The sequence below is a fragment of the Cohnella abietis genome, from assembly GCF_004295585.1.
GTDB lineage: Bacteria > Bacillota > Bacilli > Paenibacillales > Paenibacillaceae > Cohnella > Cohnella abietis.
Window position 1 is genome coordinate 1119423 of sequence record NZ_AP019400.1, and the last position, 20328, is coordinate 1139750.

Below are 20328 nucleotides of genomic sequence, written 5' to 3' on the forward strand. Positions count from 1 at the left end.
AAATAGATGAATAGGACATTGGCAACTCAGAAAACCAAACGTTACCCAGTAGCCTTAAACTCTGGAATTTTGCAGCAGCTCCTCGCTTTTGGAAGCCTAATCATTCTGGTGTTAGTGTTCTCGTTAGCATCGGACAACTTCTTTCAGTTTTCTAATATCGTAGGCGTTCTGCTATCAACAGCAGTTGTCGGGGTACTGGCACTTGGTGCGACCTTCGTCATCATTACGGGAGGAATTGATCTTTCGGTTGGTACGGTAATGACTTTAACTGCAGTCATGACCGGTGTCAGCATTACCTATTGGGGATGGCCGGTCTGGGCCGGGCTCCTTGTTGGTTTGGCAACAGGGGCATTATGCGGTTTCGTCTCCGGAGTAGCGGTAGCGAAGATGAAAATCCCGTCTTTCATTGCAACGCTGGCGGTCATGATGATTGCAAAAGGGCTGGCGCTCGTTATTTCGGGAACCAGACCGGTATACTTTCCTACTCCTGAAAAAGGCTTCAAATATTCGGATATATCGCTCGATTCAATACTTGACAAAATTATACCTGGTTTCAAAATTCCGAATGCTGTCCTCATCTTCTTCTGTGTCGCTGTTATAGGCAGTATTGTCCTAAGCCGGACAATTATCGGTCGTTATAATTTCGCGATTGGTAGCAATGAAGAGGCAACTAGGCTTTCCGGAGTGAACGTGAATTTTTGGAAAATCGTGATTTATACGATTACCGGTTTATTTACTGCAGTAGCAGGTATTTTGATTTCCTCACGACTGAACTCTGCTCAACCAGCTCTTGGAATGGGCTACGAGTTAGAAGCAATCGCGGCAGTTGTAATTGGAGGCACATCGCTGAGTGGAGGCAAAGGTTCAATACTCGGAACGGTCATTGGGGCACTCATAATGAGTGTGTTGACTAACGGACTCCGAATTATGTCTGTCCCACAAGAATGGCAAACAGTCGTCGTAGGGTTCGTCATCTTCCTTGCCGTGTACGCCGACATTCTCAGACGCAAAAAAGCGTCCTAACTATGTTATGGTCTTCGTTCTCGAAGATTATATAAATTCAACCAATCCACTGAAGGGGAGAATTACAATGAAAAAGAGCTTTAGAAGTTGGTCTATGGCCACATTATTGTTGGCTGGAATCGTAACTGTTACTGCTTGTGGAAAAAATGCAAACGAGAACAGCAGCCCATCTCAAGAAGCAAGTAAGAAGCCAACTGCTTCGCAAGCTGCAGTGTCAGAGAAGCTGTACATTCCGATTATTTGTAAGGGCTTCCAGCATCAATTCTGGCAATCGGTTAAGATTGGGGCTGAGAAAGCAGCTTCGGAATTCGGTGCAGAAATTTCATTCGAAGGACCGGAAACAGAAGAGCAAGTCGATAAGCAATTAGAAATGTTACAGGCTGCACTAGGTAAGAAGCCTTCAGCAATCGGCTTCGCGGCTCTAGACAGCAAAGCTTCTATTCCGCTTCTGCAGCAAGCGAAAGATAAAAATATTCCGATTATCGCATTCGACTCCGGTGTGGACAGCGACATTCCAGTGACAACAGCTTCAACGGACAACAAAAAAGCTGCAGCTCTAGCAGCTGACAAGATGGCCGAATTAATTGGTGGCAAAGGCGAAATCGCCATGGTCGTCCATGACCAAACGAGCCGCACAGGTGTAGACCGTAGAGATGGATTCAAAGAGCAAATCGAATCGAAGTATCCCGAAATTAAGATTGTCGATCTTCAGTATAGCGGCGACCCGTTGAAGGCAACGGATCTTACGAAAGCCATCCTCCAGTCGCACCCGAACCTCAAAGGGATCTTCGGATCCAATGAAGGCGCGGCGATCGGCGTAGCTAACGGCGTCAAGGAATCCAATAAGACCGGTAAAATAATTGCTATCGGATTCGACTCCGGTAAAGCGCAACTAGATGCGATTCGTGGAGGCGTTCTCTCCGGTTCGATCACGCAGAACCCGATCGGCATTGGTTATGAAACTGTTAAAGCTGCTGTAGCCGCAATCAAAGGCGAAAAGGTAGAAAAGAATGTTGACACCGGCTTCTTCTGGTATGACAAAAACAATATCGATAGCGAAGAAATCAAAGCTGTTATTTACGAATAAGGTGTTGCAGGAAAGCCAGCCGGAGTAATTCCGGATGGCTTTCCTATACAAAGTAATGAAGGAGAGAATTTATTAAAAAGCATAATGAATACGCTTACTTACTTGATGAGAATCTCAGAAGGAATTCAAAATTTTGAAAAAAATTGAGGAGGAGTTCATGAATGATTCGTAATCAGAATTGGAAGACACGTGTTGCGACGTTGTCAGCAGTAGGCAGCTTGATGGCTGCATGCTTGTTTGTAGGTCCGGCAGGAGCAAGCCCAACTTCACATTCGTTCGATACGAGTGGGGGTAAGCTGAATGTTGATTATGCATCATACTTGTCAAAAAACGATCTCGTTTATAATTCGCCCGTTACTAATTCCAAAAGCGGAATGACTGTCGGCAACGGTCATGTAGGTGCTCAAGTGTGGAACACGGCAGGTGGCCTAACAATGCAACTGCAAGGTGTAGATTCTTCACAGCATGGCTGGGCTTCGGGAGGGCTAGTCAACCTATATTCCAACCCTGGCTTTGATTCCGGCTATTCAAGTTATCAGCAGCGGTTATCTTTATATGATGGTATTTCAACAACGAAGTATGACAATAATCGAACGATTACCATTATGGGCTCTCCGAACTCTGAAGTGATGGGGATCCACGTGGAAGATACGCGCACTGGCATATCAAACGTAACACTAGATTTAAGTTTGTGGGACGTTAGCACCCTTAGTAATGGCGGTGACGTGCCAGATCTAAATACTTGGAAGACGGTGACGACCTTTGTGGATCCAACCGTTGTGGGCTTTAGCCGTGGACAGACCGATGCGAGCAAATTCGGCTATACGATGGCTGCAACAGTGGAAGGAGCAAGCTTCACAACGCAATCGGTAGGGGGGAGTCAAGTTCGATTAAACATTACTCCAACCTCCAGCTACACGATTTGGATTTCTGTTGCAAGCAGGCTCAATGCACCAGGCAACGATTCAGTTACACAAGCCAAAAGCTTGCTTAACAGTGTGAAGAGCACGGGGTATGCAACGACGCTTAATAACTTTAAGAATTGGTGGCACGATTTTTGGAATAAATCTTTTGTGCAATACTCTAACGCATCGGGTGACGCCGACTATCTCGAGAACTTCTACTATTTATCTACTTACATGATTGCAGCGGGAAGCTATGCGAATTATCCGAGTCATTTTATTAACGGTACCTTCAGCGGCGTGAAGGACGACGATGCAGGCAAATGGGGATATGCCTATTGGTATTGGAACCAACGAGATCTCTATCATTCGTTCCTGGCATCAAATCATGCGGAGATCGTAAATACGTTTAACAACTTGTACGCTAGAAACTTCAGTACTCTGAAATCGTATACAATGACCCGATTTGGGATTGACGGTATTTGGCTGCCCGAGACGATGGGGTGGGACGGCAATGCAAGACATACGATAAATAGTGATTATACAAAGGAAATTATGTCAACCAGCGCAGAAGCTGCGTTAAATATGTATGCACAATATAAGTACACCAACGACGCCAGTTATTTGAGCAATACGGCGTATCCATTCCTGAGAGAAGCAGCAAAGTTTTATTCAGCTAAGCTAAGCTACAATAGCGGGACTGGCAAATACTATATGGCTTTGTCTAATTCGCACGAACAGCATTGGAACGTACCGAATGCGATTGTTGACTTAGTAGCCGTAAGAGCGCTATTCCCAGTCGCAATTCAAGTCAGTCAACAGCTCGGTCTAGACAGTACTTTACGCACACAATGGCAGAATATCGTAAATAATTTAATTGCATATCCTATAGATCCAAGTGATTCAACGAAGTATTTTCCGCATTCTCCACCCATTTCGCCAAATCGGAATAATGAAAATGTAGTCCTCGAGCTTGCTTGGCCATATTCCGTTACTGGAATTGGATATTCAGATCAGCAGATGCTCATCAATAACTATAACAGTAGACCGAATCCTTATGGGATAAACAACATTTGGGATCCAGCTCCGATTCAGGCTGCAAGATTAGGTCTTGGCGACGAATCGTATTTGGGTATGAAAATGATGATCCAACGCTATCAAGATCTTACTAACGGACGCACGATGAATACGAATGGTGAATTTGAGTATATGGGTGTGAATTTGATCGCGATGAATGAGTCATTGCTTCAAAGCTATGACGATAAGATTCGTGTTTTCCCAGGATTGCCGAGTGACGCGACGATGAATGCCAAGTTCACTTTGCTTGCAAGCGGAGGATTCTTAGTCAGTTCAGAGAAGGAAGCCGGCGAAATCAAATATGTAGGTATTAGGAGCCAATATGGCAACTCAACCACGGTCATTAATCCATGGGGCACACAGCAGGTTCAGGTTAGAAGGCTATCGGACAATACGATCATACAGACAACTAATAGCAGTCAGTTCAATATTTCGACGTCGGCGAATACGAATTACATTTTAGAAAGAACAGCTAAACCTCTTGGGAGCTACAGCTTCGTACAATTGAGCGCTACGGCAAATCAAGGGGCTAAGACAATCACGATAAACGGAGCTCAAAGGTCGCTTGGTAACGGCATAGGTACGAGTGGAGTACCTATTGGACAGACGATTACCTTTAAGGCAACTATTAATGGGAAATTCGTTTGTGCGGACTCTGCAGGCGCAAGTCCTCTTATTGCTAATGCACCTGCTGGAGGCGGCTGGGAACAGTTCGTTGTTGTTGACGCGGGAGGTGGGGCGGTCGCGTTCAGGGCAGTCAACAATATGTATGTGACGGCCTCATCTTCTGCAAGCTTGATAGCAAATTCTTCAACGATCGGAACGGCACAGAAATTTTTGTGGATTAATAATAGCGACGGTACATTCTCTCTTCGAGCTGTCGTGAATAATCAATACGTTTGTGCAGAAAACGCAGGCGTAGGAGCATTAATCGCCAATAGGGCCGCCATTGGCCCATGGGAGAAATTCCAAATGTAGTTGAAGAAATTAAAAGAGAAGCGGTTATCACGCCCACCATGGGTGCGATAACCGCTTAAGTTATTGATCGATTATTTCGAGCTGAGCTTCTCTAAGTTTACTTATATATCCGGCGGTATCGGCTTGGCCATCGGTAATTACGTAATCGATGTCACTTATCGGAGCGATTTGAACTAAATCCTTAACCCCCAGCTTACTGCTGTCCACGAGAAAATAGACAAGGTCTGCGATTTCGATCATTCGCTGCTTTACAGAGGCGTGTGCCTCGTTCGAATCACTAAAGCCTCTTTCGATGTGCAGTCCAGTGCAAGACAAAAATGCTTTATTCACGTGATATTCCTTAAGGATTCGTTCAGTAAGAGCTCCGTGAAAGGAATAGGATTTACGAAGCAAATTACCGCCAACAGTAATAAGGTTTATATTCTCGCGGTTGCTTAGCTCAAACACTACCTTCATGGAATTAGTCAGTATGGTCAACGGGATATCGGGAATGATTTTGGCCAAATAGAAGACCGACGTACTTCCATCTATCGCGATTGTGTCATGAGGTTGAATATGCTTCAACGCCATTTCGGCGATAGCAATCTTGTGCTCAACGTTGGTGAACTCTCTTTCTAAATGCGGTGTAAGTGAATGGGGCTCAGATATCGATATAGCGCCTCCATGCGTCCGTTGTAGCTTGCCTTCTTGGCTCAATAGATCAAGATCTTTCCGAATGGTCTCGTCCGAAACACCGAACAGGGGGCTTAGCTCCGCAATACGTATAATTCCGTGCTGTTTTAGCTGGAGTAATATTTTTCTTTTTCGGTCGTGAACGGACACGTGTTGCTCACCTCTAATTGGAATTTTTCTTATATTAAACGATGAAATAGCTTGGGTTTGGTTGGGTTTTTCAAAAGAATGTCCAAAGTATACAACTGTAAGATAAACGATTTATTCAAGAAAATCAACAAGTGTGGTCATATTGGTTGGGGTATATTCGTCTTTAAAGGTTAGAAACACATTGATTTTCGTGGTTTTAATTTGATTTTTCGTTGATTTATTTTACTTAAATGAAAATAATAATAGACAAATACCAATAAAACACCAATAATAAGGTGGTATAAAACCAATTAGATGGGATGATGAAGCAAATGGGCGATAGGACACCACGAAGCGAAATTGCGGGGCAAGATCCCAAATTGCATTTGGTCGTTGATAACTGTTTTGCCTCAAAGCGATGGACAAAACCTGTGGAATGGATGAGCCTATTACAATCTATGGGTATTACTCAAGTTGAAGCAAGTGCAGACAACGAATGCGATCCGCTTTACATGAGCAAGGAATACTTGGAAAAGTGGGTTAGCGAGGTTAATTCACAAAGCGAAAAAACCGGAGTAAAGGTCGCGAATATGTATTCGGGACATGGAACGTATACAACGCTTGGCTTGGCCCATCATGATAAGTCGATTCGTGATCGAATTCAGCACGAGTGGATTAAACCAATGGCGGACATCGCTGCAAGTGTGGGTGCAGGCTTAGGATTCTATTGTCATGCATTTGCCGATTCCACCCTGCAGATTCCAAGTGCTTACAGAGAGAGAGAAGAGGATTTGTATGCTAGACTAGCTGATATTTCTGTATATTGCCAAGAGGTGGGCATTCATGCACCGAGCGTCGAGCAAATGTACACGCCTCATCAAATTCCGTGGACGATCGAAGGCTCTAGGAAATTGTTGAAGGAAGTATTCAAGAGGTCAGCCGCCCCGTTCTATTTGACGCTTGATACAGGTCATCAGAGCGGTCAGCATAAATTTCGTAGGCCAGAAGCTGGGGAAATCCAACAGGCAGCAGAACGTAGCAGAAGGGAAGGCATATTAAATTCGCTTTGGGTAGGCCCTTATGCAGCCCACGAAATGTTAGTGGAGATGTGCGTATCACCGATTCAAGAGCAATCTTCTTATATAAGTCGCATCGAACAATTAATGGATGACTACCCGTATCTATTCGCTGATGCATGCGATAGCGATACATACCGGTGGCTAGAAGAGTTAGGGGCATATTCGCCTATCATTCACTTGCAGCAGACTACAGGAACTTCATCTGCCCATCAGCCTTTTACAGAAGCAAGCAACAAGAATGGAATCATTTTCGGGGAACCGTTATTAAGGGCGTTGGAGAAAGCTTACAAGAAACCTGAAGATACAGGGCTCCCGCCTAGATGTGAGGATATTTACTTAACTCTTGAAATTTTCTCTGGAACTAGCGAATCCAACAACGATGTATTGCGGAAGATGGAGGCGTCGATCAAGTACTGGCGACAATACATCCCGCGAGACGGGTTGAGGTTAAGTGAGGCGTTAGAAATTTTAGGAGAGAGATGAGGGTAATGGGATGAGTAGGCAAACGGCTGTACTCGCATTTGATCTTGGCGCGGGCAGTGGGCGTGCCTTCATTGGTGAATGGATTAAAGATGAAGGCACACCTCCGAAGCTCGAGATGCAAGAAATACATCGGTTCCCCAATCAGGCTATCCATGTGGGTGATCATTTGCATTGGGACATTCTGCGTCTACTGCATGAGGTTAAAACAGGGATTCGTTATGCTTACCATGCTGGCTATCAACCGGAATCGATTGGAATTGATACTTGGGGGGTCGACTTTGGTTTATTGGACGTGAACGGTGAATTACTAGGTAATCCTTATCACTACCGAGATCGGCAAACCGAAGGTAAGATCGAAGAAGTAACCGAGCGTATTGGAGCGGTTGAGTTATATCAGCAAACTGGACTACAGAATATGCCGTTTAATACAATCTATCAGCTCTATGCGATGAGTCAATCAAGGTCAGTGCAGCTTGGTGTCGCAAGGCATTTGCTGATGATCTCCGATCTGCTCGCGTATCTGCTGACGGGGCGTCGAGCGATTGAATATACGATGGCGACGACAACGCAATTGTTTCATCCATCTAAACGTGTATGGAATACGAGCCTTATGGACGCTCTCTCTATTCCATCCCGGTTATTCTCGGAGCCGATTCAACCCGGAGACACAATAGGTCCTTTGACGGCGAATGTCTGCGAGGAGCTAGGTGTTGCTCCCATCGATGTCATTGCAGCAGCTCATGACACGGCCTTAGCGGTAGTAGCTGTTCCGGCAGGTGACGAGCCTTTCGCTTATCTGGTGTGCGGTACTTGGAACGTGTTGGGAACGGAGCTTGCTGAGCCCTTAATAAATGCAGACACTGCGAGATTGGCATTTTCCAATGAAGGAGGAGCCTTCGGAACCATTCAGCTACTTAAAACACTCATGGGTTTATGGATCATTCAGGAATGCAAGCGCGAATGGGAGGAGGGTGGAAATGCAATCAGTTATGCAGAGCTTGCTCTTCAAGCTCGCAAAGCTCCGGCATTCGTAAGCTTTATCAATCCAGACGATCTACGATTCTATCCTCCACATGGCATGGTCGGAAGAATTCAAGCTTTCTGTCAAGAGACCGGACAGCATGTTCCTGTGAGTGAAGGCGAAGTGATGCGCTGCGTGATAGAAAGCTTGGCACTGCGATACCGATACACCCTTGAGGAATTGGAACTGGTGACAGGTTCTAGATTTGGTGGTTTACATATGGTTGGGGGTGGCATTCAGAATGAGCTGCTCTGCCAATTGACTGCAAGTGCCATCGGACGTCCCGTATGGGTAGGGCCGACCGAAGCAAGTGTAATAGGTAATATGCTCACGCAGCTTATCGCGTCGGGTAAGTGCCAGAATCTTGCTGATGCACGTAGGCTCGTTAAGGGATCTTTTCCGGTGACTGTCTATGAGCCTCAAATCGATGTGCCATGGGAAGAAGCTTACGAACGATTCATACTACTACTTGGAGAGGTGTAATTCGTGAATACAAAAGCACGCTTGAAACGGATGTTCAGCGAAGAAGGCAAATGCTTTGATGTCGCCATTGACCATGGCTTTTTTAACGAGTATTCATTCTTGTCTTCTATTGAAGATATGAAGCAGGCAGTTGAGACGGTTGTTCAAGCGAATCCAGATTGTATCCAATTAAGCGTAGGGCAGGCCAAACACCTGCAAAATATTCCAGGAAAGCTTAAGCCAGGTCTTGTCCTGCGTACAGATGCTGCGAATATTTATGGTGCACAGTTACCGAAATTTCTGTTCAGCGAAATCATCGACAATGCCATCGAGCATGCCGTTCAATTAGATGCAGTAGCCGTATGTGTTAACCTGTTGCTTTTACCCGAACAGCCAGAGCTACATCATCAATGTGTAAAAAATATAATGAAGCTTAAGAGCGATGCCGAGCGGTACGGAATGGTTCTGATGGTTGAACCACTTGTCATGTTACCGAATGAGGTCAAAGGTGGATATATGGTAGATGGGGATATCAACAAAATTATGCCACTTGTTCGTCAAGCCGTAGAGCTAGGTGCAGATGTCATTAAAGCCGACCCAAGTGACAATGTTGAAGAATATCATCGTGTAATTGAAGTGGCTTCAGGAGTACCGGTTCTCGTACGCGGGGGCGGACGTGCTTCGGATGAAGAAATTGTAAACCGTACAGCTCGTCTGATGGGACAAGGTGCTTCGGGCATTGTCTATGGACGGAATGTGATTCAGCATCCGACTCCTGGACGTATGACGAAAGCGCTCATGCAAATCGTTCATAAAGGTGCTTCAGCTGAGATGGCATTAGCAATTCTGAATAGAGAAGGTGTTTAATGTGGCTGAAGATAAGGTGAAAAATAAGGTTATCCGCTTCGGGGTCATCGGATGTGGATTGATGGGCAAGGAATTTGCTAGCGCCGTGGCGCGCTGGTGCCATCTTACCGACGTGAATTTTGAACCTCAGATTATCGCGATATGTGACGCCAATTCGGCTGCATCGGCATGGTTTGTTCGTGCTGTCCCAAGTGTGAAATACGTGTATGTCGACTATAAGGATATGCTCGCCAATACGGAGGTGGATGCGATTTATTGCGCAGTTCCGCATAATCTGCACGAGCAAATATATATAGATATTATTAGCGCAGGCAAGCATCTACTAGGCGAAAAGCCGTTCGGCATAGACAAGGAAGCGAATGAACGAATTTTACAGACGATTGCGGACCATCCGCAGGTCATTGTTCGTTGCTCATCGGAGTTTCCATTCTACCCTGGCGCGATGCACATCACGAAATGGGTTAAAGAAGGGCGGTTTGGCCGCATAATTGAGGTGGAAGCAGGCTTCTGGCATTCTAGCGATCTTGATCCGAGTAAGCCAATAAACTGGAAAAGACGGATAGCTACGAACGGCGAGTATGGTTGTATGGGGGATCTTGGGCTACATGTTTTGCACCTGCCATTAAGATTTGGGTGGCAACCGCAAAGTGTCAGGGCGCTACTCAACAAGATCGTAGAGGAACGTCCCGATGGGCAAGGGGGGATGGCACCTTGCGAAACATGGGATAACGCGATTCTTGCTTGTGATGTGCTTACGGAAACGCAGCAATTTCCAATGATCCTTTCTACGAAACGAATTGCACCCGGCCATGCCAATACATGGTTTATTCGAATACAAGGCACCGAATTTTCTGCAGAATTTACGACCAAAAATCCCAAACAGGTCGCATCTCTTCCATATGTACCCGGAGGAACTCAAGCTTGGCACGTTGCTGATGTCCCCTATCATTCGGCATATGGCACGATAACTGGGGGAATATTCGAATTCGGTTTTTCAGACTCCATTCTGCAAATGTGGGCGGCTTTCTGCGACGAGCTAGTAAATGGTAGAGAAGGAATGCTGCAGCCGTTTCAATGCGCTCTTCCGGAGGAAGCGGCTGGCAGCCATGATTTGTTTACAGCGGCGCTGGAATCGAACCGTTCGGGGGATACGATTAGGTTATATTAATTTTTCTTTACTTGACAAATAGTATTGTTTATACTGTTTATAACAGATCTCGCCCGCGCCTCTGCTTGCATGCGTAACTAGGGCGAGCCATTTTTTTATATAGGGGCAATTCACTTGAATATACCTAATAATAAATTGAAACCGGCGATAACATATGAAGATCAAGTTGAACTTTTACGAAGCCGTGGTCTTATAATTGAAGATAGTAAGAAGGCTGTAGATACTCTAAAAAGAATAAATTATTATAGGTTAACTGCGTATACATTATCTTTTAAGAGGGATAATGTTTTTTTTGAGGGTACTACATTCAATACAATTCTAAGACATTATGAGTTTGATTCGAAGCTAAGAAATATATTGATGGAAATTATCGAGCATGTGGAGATAGCATTTAGAACCCATATTGCATATCTCATTGGTCATAAATATCACCCATTAGGGTATCAAGACTATACAATTTTTAGGTCCGAAGAGCATCATAAAGATTTTATTGCGGAATTAGAAAAAGGACTTAGTTTATCGAAGGATCCCTTTGTGACTCATCACCATGAGAACAAGGAAGGCATTTTCCCAGTATGGGTTGCATTTGAAGTGTTAATGTTCTCTGGTCTTTCGAAGCTATTTAAGAATTTACAGGTTCCTGATCAGCGTGCAATTGCGCAAGAATATTATGGTGTTCATCATGAGGAGATTTCAAGCTGGCTCTACGCACTGACTGTTGTTAGGAATCGTTGCGCTCATTATAATAGATTGTTTAATCAATCACTACCGATTAAGCCGAGATTTAGGCATGTTGATAAAAAACTAGAAATACATGAAAATTCGTTGTTCGCTGTCATTTTTAATCTCAAATATTTAATTACAGATAATACTTATTGGCGTATATGGGTTATTAAGCTTGAGTCATTAATAGGAGAATATAGGGATGTAGATATACGTAGGTTAGGATTTAAAGAAGATTGGTACGCATTGATTACAGTGAAATAATCGTTGCGATAACTTTATTGTAGTTAGGTGGAAGATACCTTGGGATTCAATATTCAAGATAAATTTGTTGTTGCAATAGCTTCTAGTGCTCTATTCGATCTATCTGAATCTGATGAAGTCTTTAGGAATCTAGGAGAAGAAGGATATAGAAAGTACCAACGGGAAAATGAAACCAATACACTCGGTAAAGGAGTCGCTTTCCCCCTTATTAAGAGATTGCTTAAGGTGAATGGTTCTACTCCTGAGGACCAACCCGTTGAGGTTGTATTATTATCGAGAAATGATCCGGATACGGGATTACGAGTGTTAAAATCAATAGAATCTTACAGGCTCCCAATTAGTCGTGCTGTTTTTGTTACTGGAAATAACCCGTTTTTGTATATGGAAGCTTTTAACGCATCCCTATTTTTATCTGGAAACCCTAATGATGTTAAACAAGCCATAGAGCTTGGGCTGCCTGCAGGCTGTGTCTATCCTACAGATTTTGTAGATGATGAAGAGGATGAAGTGCTTAGATTGGCGTTCGATTTTGATGGCATTATTGCGGATGATTCAGCTGAAGTTGTCTATCAACACGGTGCAATAAAGTTATTTCATCAACATGAGAGATTAAAGGCGGGGGAGCCTTTGCCAGCGGGACCTTTGCTGAGGTTTTTCCTTGAGATTTCTAATCTGACTAAGAGGGAACTGCAGAAAAAACAGGCAGATCCAAATTACATTCCACGAATTCGTATAGCAATTGCAACAGCAAGGAACGCGCCTGCACATGAACGTGTGATTGCTACCCTTAGGAAATTGGATATTATCGTTGATGAGGCTTTTTTCCTGGGTGGTATAGATAAAAATCGAGTTTTGAAAATATTTAAGCCGCATATATTTTTTGATGATCAGGTTGGGCATATTGCAGATGTGGCAAGAATAGCTCCTTCGGTTCATGTGCCATTTGGAGTTACAAATCAGGAACCAAAGAAAACGATTAGGCTTCAGGAAAACTAGATGAAGCCAGTAATGTATTTGTTAAAGAAAGCTCGTAATTTCCCTTATAAGGAATTACGGGTTTTCTTTTTTACTCTTCTGTTTACGCATCACGTTTCAAAATATTAACCATTCCCTTTCTCTACTAGAAACAAAAGGGAATTTATTGCGTAAAAGACTAGGTGCACTGAAAAGTAATATTACGCAATGTATATATTGAGGAGATGAGCATTTCGATGTTGTTTCGCAGGTTGACTCGATCCAGTTTACTTATTCTAGCTTTCCTCATACTTTTACCGCAATCTCAATCCTTTGGCGAATCGTATCGAACTTACTTGAAGCCTTTAACCATTAAATCCACAAAGACGATCAAGCCTACATACGACGTTATTGTAGCTGGCACTGACCCGGAGGGCATTGTAGCAGCGATTTCAGCAGCACGAAACAATTTGAAGGTACTCCTTGTCGATGGTAAGAACCGTAGGAAGCTAGGCGGTCTGATGACATTAGGTTGGCTGAACACTTTGGATTTGAACAAATCACCGGTCGTGAATAAGAAATACCCGTCTCCTTATTTAAATGGGGGGATATTTCAAGAATGGTTTAACTTAATAGAAGGAACATCGTTCGACGTTGAGAGGGCGACGAATGCTTTTCATAATTTGACGCTAAGTGAACCGAACATAGATATATTGATGAACGTCAAGGTGATGCAACCAGTTGTTGCGAATAATGCCGTAACAGGAATGCGGATCGTCAAGGAGGATGGAAAAGAAATCAATGTAAATGCAGTCAGCATCATTGATGCAACACAGGACGCAGATATCGCGGCTGCCGCAGGAGCTCCTTTCACATGGGGATGGAAGGACATTGGTGAACCGAATGCGCAAATGGCCGTTACGCTCGTGTTTAAGCTCAGTGGTGTAACAGATGCGATTTGGCAAGAGCTGTCTCATAAGGTGGGTTCAGATTCGCGGAGCATATGGGGCTACAAGGAAGTTAAGAAATATCAATCGTCCAATCCTACTCGCGTCAAAATGCGAGGGCTGAACATCGGCCGGGAAGACAACGGGACGATCCTAATCAACAGCATGCAAATTTATGGTGTCAATCCATTGGATCCAGCTTCCGTTCAGGAGGGTATGCGAATCGGCGCCAAAGAAGCTCCATTGATCGTCGATTATTTGAAGAAGAATTACAAGGGCTTCAGAAAGCTGAAATATGCGGGTGTTGCTCCCGAGCTTTACATTAGGGAATCTCGTCATATAGAGGGTGAATATCGCCTCACGATGGCAGATTTAATGAATAACCGTGATCAATGGGACGCGATCGCTTATGGGTCCTACGAAGTAGATATTCAAAGTATCGCATATAACATAGGAGGTAGTGTGGTGATGCATCCTATGCAGTACGGTGTGCCATTCCGAAGTATTGTACCAAAAAAAGTGGATGGATTGCTCGTGGTTGGTCGTTCGGCAAGCTTTGATACTTTGCCGCACGGCAGTGCTCGTGTCATTCCGCTTGGAATGGCGACTGGAGAAGCCGCGGGTGTCGCGGCCAAGCTTGCGAAGGAGCGCAAGCTCACGTTCCGGCAGTTGTCCAAGTCGAAGGAAAGCATCGAGGAGCTTCAAAACAGGCTTACGAAGCAAGGAATGGATTTGCGAGTGAGGCCTTTCGAGAAGCCCGAATATATGAAGGGGTCAGCATATCCAGGATTGCTTACTGCGGTAAGCCTTTACGTAGCTACTGGCGGATATGAGAACGCTTGGAAGCTGGACGAGCCAGCGAAAAAAAAGAAGCTAGCGAATATCATAAACCGCTTAAAGAAAATGTATCCCGACAAGTTTCCGAACAAGCAATCATTTGATCATAGTACCAAAGAGGAACCGATCTCACTCGATCTGTTGACTTCTAGAATCACCGAAGTCGCGGGGATGACCCATAAAGGCGGATCGTCGACTGATTTCATGCTAAGGTCGAAATGGCTCAACAAAAAAACGCTCGACGAGATTAAGAACAAGGATCGATTGACTGTTGGAGAACTATATAAGCTAATCCGAGACTTCATGGACTACTATTTGCATGTTACATTTAAGTGAAACGGAAGATACGAAACGGTGCGATTGGTTGGAGATGTATGAATATTTCGAGCAACGAGGTCCGGAAGAAGCGCGATCGGCTGGTGATGTACGAATATTTCGAACAACGAGGTCCGGAAGAGGCACGATTGAGTGGAGATGTTCGAATATTTCGAGTAACGGGTCCGAACGAGGCACGATTGAGAGGTGTTGTTCGAATATTTCGAGCAACGAGGTCCGGAAGAGGCACGATTGAGGTGTTGTTCGAATATTTCGAGCAACGAGGTCCGGAAGAGGCGCGATTGAGAGGTGTTGTTCGAATATTTCGAGTAACGAGGTCCGGAAGAGGCACGATTGAGTGGAGATGTACGAATATTTCGAGTAACGAGGTCCGGAAGAGGCACGATTGAGGGGAGATGTACGATAATTTCGAGCAACGAGGTCCGGAAGAGGCACGATTGAGTGGAGATGTTCGAATATTTCGAGTAACTAGGTCCGGAAGAGGCACGATTGAGTGGTGTTGTTCGAATATTTCGAGCAACGAGGTCCTGACGAGGCACGAATGAGTGGTGATGTACGAAAATTTCGAGTAACGAGGTCCGGAAGAGGCACGATTGAGTGGAGATGTACTAATATTTCGAGCAACGAGGTCCGGATGAGGCACGATTGAGTGGTGTTGTTCGAATATTTCGAGCAACATGGTCCTAACGAGGCACGATTCAGAGGTATTGTTCGAATATATCGAGCAACAAAGACAAAGAAGAGGCTACCCATAAGCTCGCTTATGGGACAGCCCCCTGTCAAAATCAAATCCAATCTAGAATAACGCCAAGCTTGGCTTGCTTGGGATCCAGTATTAAATCCCACGCTTCCTTGGCTTGTTGAACAGGAAAGCGGTGCGTGATTAGTGAAGTAGTTTGCAGCCAGCCTTCTGTAATCCCCTGCAAGGTCGCATCCATGGCGTCTTGACTCCAGCCAGATGGACAGTACAAGGTAGCATTTTTGCTACGAAGCATTTGGATATCAATTTTGCCATCCTCGCCAAGAAATCCAGCAGAAACTAAATGGCAGCCGTGCTGTGCTAATGAAATCAATTCAGTTACCGTTGCAAGAGAGCCTACCGTATCAACAATAATTGAAAATTTATCAGTAACATCCTTCACAGCTTCTTGAATAGAAGATGACTTCACATTCGCTTTCTGAATCCCTTCAGGAAGCAGATCCAAGCGGTCATTATGTCTACCAAGTACAATGACTTGAGCTCCACGATGCAGTAGCGTTTGGGCTGCCCATTGCCCAACCATTCCATCTCCAATAACGATAGCGTAATCGCCTGCATTAACAGGTGGAGCCATTCCGCAGTTATAACCAACCTGAGTCAATACGAGCCCTGAATAAGCAATGGGATCAACCTCAGCTGGCAGCTTCCACACCTGGCTTTCATGGGTGACTGCAGGACTGACATGCCCGCCTGTAGAATAAAACAAATCATTAACCTTACTTATAGTAGCAAAGACTTGATCGCCAATCGTAAAGCCTTGCACATCTTTTCCCAACGAGGTGATTGTGCCAACCTTCTGATACCCTGCTACTTGAGGAAAAGGAAGCGGGTCACCATCTCTGAACGGTGTTTCCCCATCTGTTCTCTCTCCACGGAGAAAAGAGGATTCCGTACCATTGCTAATCCAAGAATGCTCGATGTCTATCATAATCTCATCATCTAGGGGAGTGGGTATGCTGACATCTTGATACGCTACCTTCAATTTTTCGGTAAAAACGACCCCTTTGCCTATCATAGCGATTCACCGGCAACGGATGCTTTCTCAAAGTCCTCTTGTGGGTAAAAATAAACCTTAATCGCTTTTTGCTCTTTAAGTAGCTGCACAGCTTCGTGATATTTAGTAAAGGAACCGTGATGGGTTTGGATGCACTCCATGTTCAAGCCCTTATTCGCCACCAAGTCGATCAACAAATCATGATCTCTTTGAACAAGTCCACGGTATTTGTAAGACTCCAGCTTAAAGCCCTTAAACCACAAATGGTCGGCGTATTTCAATTCCCCTCGCAGCACTCCAAATATAACGACATGCTCCTCTACGAAGTTAAATAGATTTTGCACGGAAGGTGCAGCACCTACACAATCGTAGCCGAGGTCGAATTTTTCATCGGTTAAATCGCTAACGAGCTTGGCTTCCGCAAGACCAAGGTCATTGATGAACTGAACACGCTCTTGGTTTAAGTCTATCCCTACTACACGCGAAGCTCCCCATAATTTAGCCATTTGTACAGCCAGAATACCTGCAGGTCCAAGCCCTGAAATAAGAATGGATTTTCCTTTCAAATCCCCAAGCTGCAGCATTCCGATCATGACGCATTTAAGCAGCTCAAAGGAGACCGCCTGCTTGTAAGAGATCGATTCAGGCAGCTTCAATAAATCCTCTTCTCTAAAGCAAACATATTGCGCATAAGCACCAGGAGCATCACCAATATGTTCAAGCGCGGCAACACGATCGCCAACTTTAAACTTACGGATTCCGCTGCCAATTGCTTTAACTACACCCGCCATCTCATGTCCAGGAAACCCGTATTGTAACGGATATTCGGGAGAAATCGAATAATCGAACATATTAAATCCACCAAGCATATTAATATCCCAGCGTGGACAAGTAGAAACAATTTGAAGCTCCACTAGTATTTCGAAGTCTTTAACATCAGGGATTGCGGTCTCGATAATGGAATACTGATCTTTTCCTACAATTTGCAATGCTTTCATATAAAAGCTCCATTCTGTAGCTGAAGTGTGGATTTCATTCCACCTTCATTGTAAAAAATATATCCTCCAAAGTATTTGTTAAATCTTACTTGGATTCGCGTAAGTAGCAGTTAATTTATACTTGTTCAGCACCTATATAGTATTTTGATTTATATAATATTTCACTCATCTACATAAATTAACTTGAAATAGGTTTACAACTGATTCGCGTTTAACTAATGTTAGGAATAAAGATGCGCAGAAAAGGGAGGTAGGATTAAATGAAGTTAAGAAATTATTGTAACGTTTATCATGATTCTACTGTTTCTGTTACACCTGAATATAAGACGGGCGGCATACACCCTACCTATGAATTACTTTTTCTCGCCTCTGGTTCTTTCCAGCTACATTGGTTAGGTGAACAATACGAGGCTTCTCCGTCTTCTTTATTTATTTTGACGCCCAATACCCCGCATGATTTAATTATCCACTCCAAAAATGCTATCTTCTGGTACATAGAATTAACAGGTGTTGAGGAAGAGCCTTATCTCTCGAAATTACAAAATATTTTATTATGGAATCGACTGCAAGCGGGAACCGATCCCCTTTTCACACTGCCCCCTCTCCTGCAGCTATGTCTTAATGAAGTTAGCCAAATGCTAGATATGAAGATTCAAGATCAGCCCTATGGCGAACAATTACTTCTACTAAATGTGCAAAAAATTCTACTGCTAGTTAGAGGGTCGCTAGAATTATACGGAAAAGATATGAAGCTGAGTAAAAGCAACAACGCACTCTCATCAGGCTATTCTTTAAGCAATGATGTCATCAAAACGCTAGCACGTTACATGGAATCCACTTACAAAAACAAAATCACCTTAAATGACTTAACACATATTAGTAATTTTCAAGCAACCTACTTAATAAAAAGATTCAAAGAGGAAACAGGCTTTACTCCGATTGATTACTTATTGGAGCTGCGTATGGAAGCAGCCAAAACTTATTTATCCACTACGGAAATGCCGATCCAAAAGGTGGCAGAAGAAACGGGATATCCTAATATCCATCATTTTAGTGGAGAGTTCAAACGTAAAACAGGCATGAGTCCAACGAATTGGCGAAAGCTGAAATAATCATTGGAATAGATAATATTCTACAAATACTTCCCGACTCTATTGAGGTAGACTGATCTTAATTTTAGTATTAGACAACTAGGGGAGTGTGCCATTTATGAGTAAACATGAATTTCCACGACTTCATCAACGGTTAAAGGATAAATCAGAAAATCCAGGAGCAAGAACGGTGTTATATGTTGCTATAGGGGATAGTGTCACCCAAGGATGTTTAGGCCCTGATGACATAGAGCATGAACAAGTCTATCATGAGCTTTTGCGCCGTCGAGTGGAAAAACATTACCCTAAAGCTAATTTTAATGTCATTAATTCAGGTGTCGGCGGGGATACAGCGGAGCAATCCAGATCACGTTGGGAGCGAGATGTCCTCTTATACAAGCCAGATTTAGTTACGATTTGCTTCGGACTCAATGATTGTCATAAGGGCGAAGCAGGAATTGAGGAATATATAACGGCTATCGGCGATCTGATTAATCGAATAAGGACAGAGACAGATGCAGAGATTCTTATCCTGACCACGATTATGATGCTAAAAACAGACAATCCCAACGTTCCAGACGTCTACAAATCGTTGGTTCCTGATTTTATCCGTGTATATGAAGAGGGTACTTTATTAAAATACAACAATGCGCTACGTAAATATGCTGCTGATAACGCTGTACCTTTGCTTGATGTACATGCCATCTGGGAGCAGATGGATCAAGCAGGCGTTGATATTCATACACGCTTGTCGAATGGAATCAATCATCCGGACATTGCCTTTCATCATCAGCTGTCTGATGAGCTTGAAGCTAGAATTTGCGACAAGCGGTAAAGTTCAGTTATAAATATTTTTTCGCTTCCCATTTTCCGTAAAATGGAATTATAATGAGGTTGTCGGGCCGACGAAATATTAGGAAAGGGGATGATCGACGTGGTAATAAATTATGAGGTGATTTCCGTTTAATACGGAAATCAGCTATGGACGGAGGAGGCCGCAAGGCCTTCTCTTATTAAAGCAATCAAGCGTAATCAAGCGTAGATTAGAGATTTTCTGTGGAGGATAATTCATCCACAGTTTTTTAGTTTTACGACCAAATACTCGAAAGGAGGCAGTGAAAAAGATGCCGCATATTTCATCTTTTGCGCTAAACGAAGTTAAGTTAAACCTGTATGAGGAGGACGTTTATCGTGATTTACAAAAATGGGAGAGATGTGCTTCCCCCTAGTTTATTAAAGGAACTTCAGAAATACGTGCAAGGTGAATTGGTCTATATCCCCAAGCCGTCTGATAGGCGGGCGAGCTGGGGAGAGGTCAGTGGAACAAGGAAGCTGCTGGCCGAGAGGAACGAAGAGATTTATCGTTTTTTCACGAGCGGATGGACGATTATGGATTTAGAGAAAAAGTACCATTTATCCGGAGAGAGCATCCGCAAGATCATCGTGAAGACGCGTTAACGATCTCATTCGTTGGAT

Annotated in this window: 17 protein-coding genes; 14 read left to right on the forward strand and 3 right to left on the reverse strand. The window is 43.9% G+C overall.

Annotation, left to right across the window (positions count from 1 at the left end; translation table 11 throughout):
- The first annotated feature begins 18 nt into the window (after positions 1-18).
- The 3 genes from KCTCHS21_RS04595 to KCTCHS21_RS04605 all read left to right on the forward strand — a co-directional run bounded on the left by KCTCHS21_RS04595 (position 19) and on the right by KCTCHS21_RS04605 (position 5067).
- The gene (locus tag KCTCHS21_RS04595) at positions 19-1023 is read left to right on the forward strand and encodes an ABC transporter permease (protein WP_408621792.1); all 1005 of its coding nucleotides are present in this window, start codon (positions 19-21) and stop codon (positions 1021-1023) included.
- Between the two features lie 67 nt (positions 1024-1090).
- Entirely contained in the window at positions 1091-2110 is a 1020-nt protein-coding gene (locus KCTCHS21_RS04600) for an ABC transporter substrate-binding protein (RefSeq protein ID WP_130605391.1), read from the forward strand.
- A gap of 161 nt (positions 2111-2271) precedes the next feature.
- Positions 2272-5067: a glycosyl hydrolase family 95 catalytic domain-containing protein gene (locus KCTCHS21_RS04605; RefSeq protein WP_197726503.1), complete on the forward strand. Its 2796-nt coding sequence runs from the start codon at positions 2272-2274 to the stop codon at positions 5065-5067.
- 60 nt (positions 5068-5127) lie between these two features.
- Here KCTCHS21_RS04605 and KCTCHS21_RS04610 read toward each other — a convergent pair whose 3' ends face one another.
- The gene (locus KCTCHS21_RS04610) at positions 5128-5889 is read right to left on the reverse strand and encodes a DeoR/GlpR family DNA-binding transcription regulator (protein WP_130605393.1); all 762 of its coding nucleotides are present in this window, start codon (positions 5887-5889) and stop codon (positions 5128-5130) included.
- Between the two features lie 299 nt (positions 5890-6188).
- On the opposite strand from KCTCHS21_RS04610, the gene KCTCHS21_RS04615 reads away from it, so the two are divergent.
- The 8 genes from KCTCHS21_RS04615 to KCTCHS21_RS04650 all read left to right on the forward strand — a co-directional run bounded on the left by KCTCHS21_RS04615 (position 6189) and on the right by KCTCHS21_RS04650 (position 15398).
- Positions 6189-7430 carry a TIM barrel protein gene (locus tag KCTCHS21_RS04615; protein ID WP_162309265.1) on the forward strand — a complete coding sequence of 414 codons (1242 nt, stop codon included), beginning with the start codon at positions 6189-6191 and terminating at the stop codon, positions 7428-7430.
- A gap of 10 nt (positions 7431-7440) precedes the next feature.
- Complete coding sequence (locus KCTCHS21_RS04620) at positions 7441-8934, forward strand: rhamnulokinase (RefSeq protein ID WP_130605396.1); 1494 nt, start codon at positions 7441-7443, stop codon at positions 8932-8934.
- Positions 8935-8937: 3 nt separating this feature from the next.
- Complete coding sequence (locus tag KCTCHS21_RS04625; protein WP_232058073.1) at positions 8938-9780, forward strand: class I fructose-bisphosphate aldolase; 843 nt, start codon at positions 8938-8940, stop codon at positions 9778-9780.
- Position 9781: 1 nt separating this feature from the next.
- Entirely contained in the window at positions 9782-10948 is a 1167-nt protein-coding gene (locus KCTCHS21_RS04630; protein ID WP_232058074.1) for a Gfo/Idh/MocA family protein, read from the forward strand.
- Positions 10949-11062: 114 nt separating this feature from the next.
- On the forward strand, positions 11063-11935 hold the full coding sequence (locus KCTCHS21_RS04635) for an Abi family protein (protein WP_157993948.1): 873 nt from the start codon (positions 11063-11065) through the stop codon (positions 11933-11935).
- Between the two features lie 39 nt (positions 11936-11974).
- On the forward strand, positions 11975-12931 hold the full coding sequence (locus KCTCHS21_RS04640) for a 5'-nucleotidase (RefSeq protein ID WP_130605399.1): 957 nt from the start codon (positions 11975-11977) through the stop codon (positions 12929-12931).
- A 230-nt stretch (positions 12932-13161) separates the two neighbouring features.
- A complete protein-coding gene (locus tag KCTCHS21_RS04645) occupies positions 13162-15009 on the forward strand; it encodes an FAD-dependent oxidoreductase (protein ID WP_232058075.1) in 1848 nt (615 codons plus the stop codon).
- A gap of 38 nt (positions 15010-15047) precedes the next feature.
- Complete coding sequence (locus KCTCHS21_RS04650; protein ID WP_130605403.1) at positions 15048-15398, forward strand: hypothetical protein; 351 nt, start codon at positions 15048-15050, stop codon at positions 15396-15398.
- A 396-nt stretch (positions 15399-15794) separates the two neighbouring features.
- On the opposite strand, the gene KCTCHS21_RS04655 is transcribed toward KCTCHS21_RS04650, so the two are convergent.
- Together KCTCHS21_RS04655 and KCTCHS21_RS04660 are read right to left on the reverse strand one after the other, a co-directional pair.
- Positions 15795-16784, reverse strand: a complete 990-nt coding sequence (locus KCTCHS21_RS04655; protein ID WP_130605405.1) for a zinc-binding dehydrogenase — start codon at positions 16782-16784, stop codon at positions 15795-15797.
- Positions 16781-17761: a zinc-dependent alcohol dehydrogenase gene (locus KCTCHS21_RS04660; protein WP_130605407.1), complete on the reverse strand. Its 981-nt coding sequence runs from the start codon at positions 17759-17761 to the stop codon at positions 16781-16783. The genes KCTCHS21_RS04655 and KCTCHS21_RS04660 overlap by 4 nt, the downstream gene beginning before the upstream one ends.
- Positions 17762-18021: 260 nt before the next feature.
- On the opposite strand from KCTCHS21_RS04660, the gene KCTCHS21_RS04665 reads away from it, so the two are divergent.
- From KCTCHS21_RS04665 to KCTCHS21_RS04675, 3 genes are all read left to right on the forward strand, one after another.
- Positions 18022-18873, forward strand: coding sequence for an AraC family transcriptional regulator (locus tag KCTCHS21_RS04665; RefSeq protein WP_130605409.1), 852 nt, complete (start codon positions 18022-18024; stop codon positions 18871-18873).
- Positions 18874-18970: 97 nt separating this feature from the next.
- Positions 18971-19687: an SGNH/GDSL hydrolase family protein gene (locus KCTCHS21_RS04670; protein ID WP_130605411.1), complete on the forward strand. Its 717-nt coding sequence runs from the start codon at positions 18971-18973 to the stop codon at positions 19685-19687.
- Positions 19688-20043: 356 nt separating this feature from the next.
- On the forward strand, positions 20044-20310 hold the full coding sequence (locus tag KCTCHS21_RS04675) for a CD3324 family protein (protein ID WP_130605413.1): 267 nt from the start codon (positions 20044-20046) through the stop codon (positions 20308-20310).
- Positions 20311-20328 lie beyond the last annotated feature (18 nt).

Coding starts and splice junctions, on each gene's coding strand:
- KCTCHS21_RS04600 (WP_130605391.1), top strand. CDS start 1,091: ATGAAAAAGAGCTTTAGAAGTTGGTCTATGGCCACATTATTGTTGGCT.
- KCTCHS21_RS04605 (WP_197726503.1), top strand. CDS start 2,272: ATGATTCGTAATCAGAATTGGAAGACACGTGTTGCGACGTTGTCAGCA.
- KCTCHS21_RS04615 (WP_162309265.1), top strand. CDS start 6,189: ATGATGAAGCAAATGGGCGATAGGACACCACGAAGCGAAATTGCGGGG.
- KCTCHS21_RS04620 (WP_130605396.1), top strand. CDS start 7,441: ATGAGTAGGCAAACGGCTGTACTCGCATTTGATCTTGGCGCGGGCAGT.
- KCTCHS21_RS04650 (WP_130605403.1), top strand. CDS start 15,048: ATGAATATTTCGAGCAACGAGGTCCGGAAGAAGCGCGATCGGCTGGTG.
- KCTCHS21_RS04655 (WP_130605405.1), bottom strand. CDS start 16,784: ATGATAGGCAAAGGGGTCGTTTTTACCGAAAAATTGAAGGTAGCGTAT.
- KCTCHS21_RS04660 (WP_130605407.1), bottom strand. CDS start 17,761: ATGAAAGCATTGCAAATTGTAGGAAAAGATCAGTATTCCATTATCGAG.
- KCTCHS21_RS04665 (WP_130605409.1), top strand. CDS start 18,022: ATGAAGTTAAGAAATTATTGTAACGTTTATCATGATTCTACTGTTTCT.
- KCTCHS21_RS04670 (WP_130605411.1), top strand. CDS start 18,971: ATGAGTAAACATGAATTTCCACGACTTCATCAACGGTTAAAGGATAAA.